Below are 5,143 nucleotides of genomic sequence, written 5' to 3'. Positions count from 1 at the left end.
AAAGCTAACGGTTTTGTGTATGATTTCGTTGCGTGTTTAAGCACTAAAGTTAGCAAATAAAAACCGAATAGAAAATACGAGAGTATTTTCGTAAGTAGGCGCGAACCCAGCAATTAATTATACACGGTGTTGCCAGTAGTTTTTTCTATTTTGTTTTTCCAATCATTAAACTCATTATGAAAAATTAAGTTGCATTTAATATTTCCCATATTTTCACGAATAAAGTTTTGTCTCAAATCCATTCTCGTGGTTTGTTCTGATAAAATGAATTTTACAATTTCAATCAGGCTTTCTAAATATTTATTCGTGGTAGTTGAAAATACATAGGTTGCTTTTTTGTTTATACAGCTTTCCCAAACTAAATAAACATTGTTATTATTTTTTAATGTAAATATGAAACTATCCTCATTATTATGTCCATTTTCTAATAATGGTATTATTTTGAAGTTAATATGATTTTTGGTAATTAGATGTTTTAAATATACTGACCTATTTGCTAGATTAGTAAGAGTAATTATAGTTTTATTATTTAATTTATTAATGTTTTTTTCTACATCAGAAGCTAGATAATTAGAGAAATCAGAGATCAGTGTTTTAAAGTTGAAAACTTGTATAATTTCATATATTTCTTCAAGATTTTCGAATTTAATAATTTCATTTCCTTTGACAGTACAGGTTATTGGTTTAAGATTTAATTTATTAAAATATGGCTTAAGATGCACAAACGATTTTCTTGAATCTTTTAGTTGAATTGGACCGTAAAAGATATTTGATTTAGTTAGATGGATTTTGAAGTCATCAAATATTATATTATTCCAACTAAAGTTTATTATTTGGGTTTTCTGATTTTCTAATGATTCTTTTAGTTTAGTTAATTTTAATATTTCTTCCTTAAAATACTTTTTTAAATGTCCAGGTTGCCCTTTTAATTTTGTTTTCTTTCCTACGTAAACTTTTCGCTTTGAATTTAGCTTTCTTTCATATTCTTTGATTCTTTTATTTATTTCTGTGTGCGTCATTCTTAAATTACTGGCAACGGTTAGGCTATGAGTAGTTGCGTGGTTTAGCACTTAACTTTGCAAGTACGCACCAAGTTGGAAATTCCTGCGGAATTTCCAAAGTAGGCGAGAACAAGCAATTACTTATAGCCATTGTTGTAGGTAGTTTTTTAGAATTTTGACTCAATATATTTTTTCAGTTTTCCCTTTTTTTGTTGTTTCATCAGTTTTTCCATATCTGAATTTTTTCCGAGTTCCGATTTATTTTTCTTGTAGAATTCTATTGCGTTTTCAGCTCCAGCTACTGCACATTCCACTTTGTCTTTTGAGTAGTCATTTTCGAGACTATGTTTAGCCCAACCACTCATAAACGACATTAAGCAATCAGCACAATCTAAAGGAACAATTCCAGATACTAATTCTATCGAAACTGTTGGACTTCCGCTCATCCATTTCATCAAAAAAGCATTAATTTCTTTTCGCTTATTTGGATTTTCAGAAATAGGTGTTTTCAATAACCACTCAGTTGAATTCAGAACTAACTGTTCAGTTTCCTTGTAATTTTCTGCGTTTTCAAGTTTCAAATCACTTGGGATTCCAACATTTTGAGCTAATAAACTCGTACTTACAAATAGTAAGCAAATCAGCATTTTAATTTTATTCATAGTTTCTGTTTTAAATTACCTACAACGGTCTTGTGTATGGTTAGTTGCGTGTTTAAGCAACTAATTTAGCAAACATTCACGAGCCAGAGGAATTTCCGAAGGAAATTCCGAGTAGACCTGAACCAAGCAATTAATTATACACGGTGTTGTGAGCTGGCTTTTTCTTCACCATATATTGTTTTCAAGGATTTCTGATTAATAATTAATTGTAATCCAAATAATATTATTAGATGCCATACATTCATAATATTAAAATAATTTTCAACTCTTTGGTCATTATGAACGAAGCTTATTAACACCAAAGTTAAGATGCTAATGAAAATAATCCATAGTGTAGTTTTGGTTTTTGTATTTTTAAAAAGTGATTTGTTCAGTTTAAGAGTTAATAATGGTGCAATTATAAATCCCGATATAAGAAAAGCAAGGTCAGTATAAAACCAATTTCCAATATGAATGTCGTTTGTAATTCCGATTGCTTCTATTATTTTTAAGAGTAAGCCCCAACCGAAATAACCTACAAAAAAAGAAAGATAAGAAAATACGATGCTTAAAATTAGCCCTTTAGTTGAATCAAGGTATAGTTTATAGTTTGATATCGTTATTATTAAACTAAAAATTAAAGGGTAAACAAATAAATTCCATTCGGTTAGAAATAGAATCAGTACAGAGATAAAAGGTGATAAAATTAATTTTAAAATCAGTTTTGTTTTTTCCATTATAGTTTTGTTACGTTCTGATTTTTAGCTTGCTCACAACGTGTTCGTGTAATGGTTAGTAGCGTTGGCTAGCTTAAAGATAATAAATTATCACAAACCAGAGGAAAATCCGTAGGATTTTCCGAGTACGCACAAAACAAGCTATTAACTATACACGTTGTTAGCAAACGTTTTTTCAATCTTACAAATGGATTAACTTGAAATAAGTAATTCATTTAGTTTTTTATCTAAATCAATCAGACCTTTATTGTCGTTATCAGCACCTAAATATCGATCTATAATGATACCATTTTTATCAATCAGTATATACGCAGGTACAGGTTGCACTGAATATGCTCTTGTTATAGAACCAGCTTTTCCCAAATTTTTATTACCTTCAAAAATATGAAGCCAATTTAAATTTTCATCTTTAATGTTTTCTTTCCAGCTAATTTTATCTTTGTCTAATGAGACACCTATGATTTCGAAACCTTTTGAATTGTATTTATCGTAAATTCTTTTTAATTCAGGATGATTTTTCACACAAGGGATACACCATTTTGCTCCAAAGTCTAACAAAACTGTTTTACCTTTAAATTGATCTAAACTTAATATCTCTCCATTTATATCTTCTTTAGAAAAATTAGGAGCAACATCTCCAGAATTAACGACTCTAATTTGTTCTTTAATTCTAAGACCATAGGATGATTCTTTTATTATTGGGTCTAATTTTGAGTAAAATGTCCTAACCGAGTCCAAAGGCATTCTTCTTTTGTATAAGTCAATAATAGATGCACTCAAATATGATTTTGGGTTATCAGTACAATGATGCAATTCCACTTTTTTTAATTCGTTTTGTAATTTCCGCCATTCTATATTTAATTTTGCAATCTCTTTTTCATAATCCTTGTGACCATTTTCTAATTTAGAATTTTTTAGACTATCTCTTTTAAGTTTTAGAGATTCAAATTTTTCGAATGTAGGTTTAATTAATTTATCTAGATTTTCTTTTTCAATTTGTGTTTTCGAACCGCTAATTTTTGCCTTAGGAAAAGAACCCTCTTTGATTGAGATATTTATTTCATTAGGTTCTAAAAAGAACATTAAATTGTTTGGGTCATCAACTGACCTGCCAGCTAAATTACTCAACAATGAAACCTTTTGAGTATTGACTAAATGACCTTTTGTAGAGAAAAATCCATTTATAATTTGTAAAGTATCAGCGACATGTACATTGGAACTATCAAAATAACGTAGAATCAAATAATCTGTGTTAGCACCTTCAATTTTTCCATTTAAAAAAAATGTTTTATCGTCCTTCTTAGCTTGCTTACAAGATGTAAAAAGGGTTAAACTTAGAATTATAATTGAAAGTAATTTAATTTTCATTATTTATAATATGACTAATTTATGTCAAAATGTTTGCTAACGTGTTTGTATATGGTTTGTTGCGTGGTTTAAGCAACTAATTTAGTAAATAATTACCGACCAAGAAAGTCCGAGAGGACTTTCGTAAGTAGGTAAGAAGCCAGCAATAAATTATATACGGTGTTGGCAACTGGCTTTATTCAATTTTAGGACTTTCTTCAAACCCTAAAGCTTGGTATAAAACATCAAAATTTGGCTTTAATCTCTCATATACATTAATATCATAATTATCAATTTGAATTAATGGAAAAACAATTTTATTTTGAGAAAATGCTTTTGAATAATAACTTCTATCGTTATCTATAATTTTGCCCAACACATTGTGAAAACTAAATGAAATTAAAAATGGTGGTTCAACTTCCATCTTATTTAATATGAATAAACCATTTTTAATTATGTTTAAAGTCTCTTCAATTAGATGTTTTCCGTCAAAACCTAATTTGTTTTGGTGTCTAGTTTCATAAAACATCTCTGATGAATATGCTTCATAAATTCCATTTCTAAAAAGTTGGTTATATGAAGAGATTTCAGTTCTGTCAGATGTTGTGCTAAATGAAGCGTATCCGTCAATATTAAACATATTGTCCCATCCATACGCATTTAAGGGTTTCATCTCTATTTTGAATTTTTCTTTGGCTAATGAAAGGTTTATAAATTTGCTATCTAAAAAGCTATATGGAATTATGTGAATGAAGTATGATGTGTCAGTTTTTAGATTTGGTAATAATTCTTTTTTTAATACTTTATCTAGTCTATTGTTTCTGAAATCGTTTGCTTTTTCAGACAGTACTTGATTTTGCATAAACATTTGATTTAATTCATAAACATCGACAGGAAACTTTCCGCTATTACGTCTTTTATAAAATTTATTAGTTTGGTTATATGTAACCATTGCAGGAAGCCCTAAACCTTTTGGAACACCAATTATTAAGATTTTTTTATTATCAATTTCTATTTCGTTTAGAATTAACTGTGTAATACTCGGTTCGGAAGAGTTCTTTACTATATCCTCTATTTGTTGAGTTAACTTGTCAAAATTATTAAGTACGATTCCTGCAATTTTATTCGGCTTTCCTGTGTTCTGTCCGTTTGAGTCTTTGAGTTCTTCAATTCCAAAGACAAAACATCCACCATCAGTATTATACATTGCTGAAATGTCATACAAAAACTCTTTTTTATCTTTGTCTTTAGAGATATTCAAATCTCTTTTGTAATCAAGATTTTTACTTTCTTGAACTTGATTATCTATTAACCGCTCGATTAATTCTTTATCAACTTTATCCGCTCTTATTCCTAATATGTACATTTATTTTGAATTCGGTTGTTTTTTAGCTTGTTGCCAACGGTCTTGTGTATG

Annotated in this window: 5 protein-coding genes; all 5 read right to left on the bottom strand. The window is 28.9% G+C overall.

The window, feature by feature from the left end:
• Nucleotides 1-113 precede the first annotated feature (113 nt).
• The gene (locus TD29_RS17525; protein ID WP_040282849.1) at nt 114-1,019 is read right to left on the bottom strand and encodes a hypothetical protein; all 906 of its coding nucleotides are present in this window, start codon (nt 1,017-1,019) and stop codon (nt 114-116) included.
• A gap of 149 nt (nt 1,020-1,168) precedes the next feature.
• Nucleotides 1,169-1,663 (bottom strand): hypothetical protein, encoded by a 495-nt coding sequence (locus TD29_RS17520; RefSeq protein WP_052467179.1) that lies wholly within the window; start codon nt 1,661-1,663, stop codon nt 1,169-1,171.
• Nucleotides 1,664-1,797: 134 nt separating this feature from the next.
• Nucleotides 1,798-2,379: a hypothetical protein gene (locus tag TD29_RS17515; RefSeq protein WP_040282847.1), complete on the bottom strand. Its 582-nt coding sequence runs from the start codon at nt 2,377-2,379 to the stop codon at nt 1,798-1,800.
• A gap of 192 nt (nt 2,380-2,571) precedes the next feature.
• Complete coding sequence (locus TD29_RS17510) at nt 2,572-3,747, bottom strand: TlpA disulfide reductase family protein (RefSeq protein WP_040282845.1); 1,176 nt, start codon at nt 3,745-3,747, stop codon at nt 2,572-2,574.
• A 175-nt stretch (nt 3,748-3,922) separates the two neighbouring features.
• Complete coding sequence (locus TD29_RS17505; protein ID WP_040282843.1) at nt 3,923-5,092, bottom strand: AlbA family DNA-binding domain-containing protein; 1,170 nt, start codon at nt 5,090-5,092, stop codon at nt 3,923-3,925.
• Between the last annotated feature and the right edge of the window lie 51 nt (nt 5,093-5,143).

The sequence above is a fragment of the Psychroserpens damuponensis genome, assembly GCF_000826655.1.
Taxonomy (GTDB): domain Bacteria; phylum Bacteroidota; class Bacteroidia; order Flavobacteriales; family Flavobacteriaceae; genus Psychroserpens; species Psychroserpens damuponensis.
The sequence above is the reverse complement of the archived record's forward strand: the minus strand, read 5'-3'. Positions and strand labels throughout refer to the sequence as shown.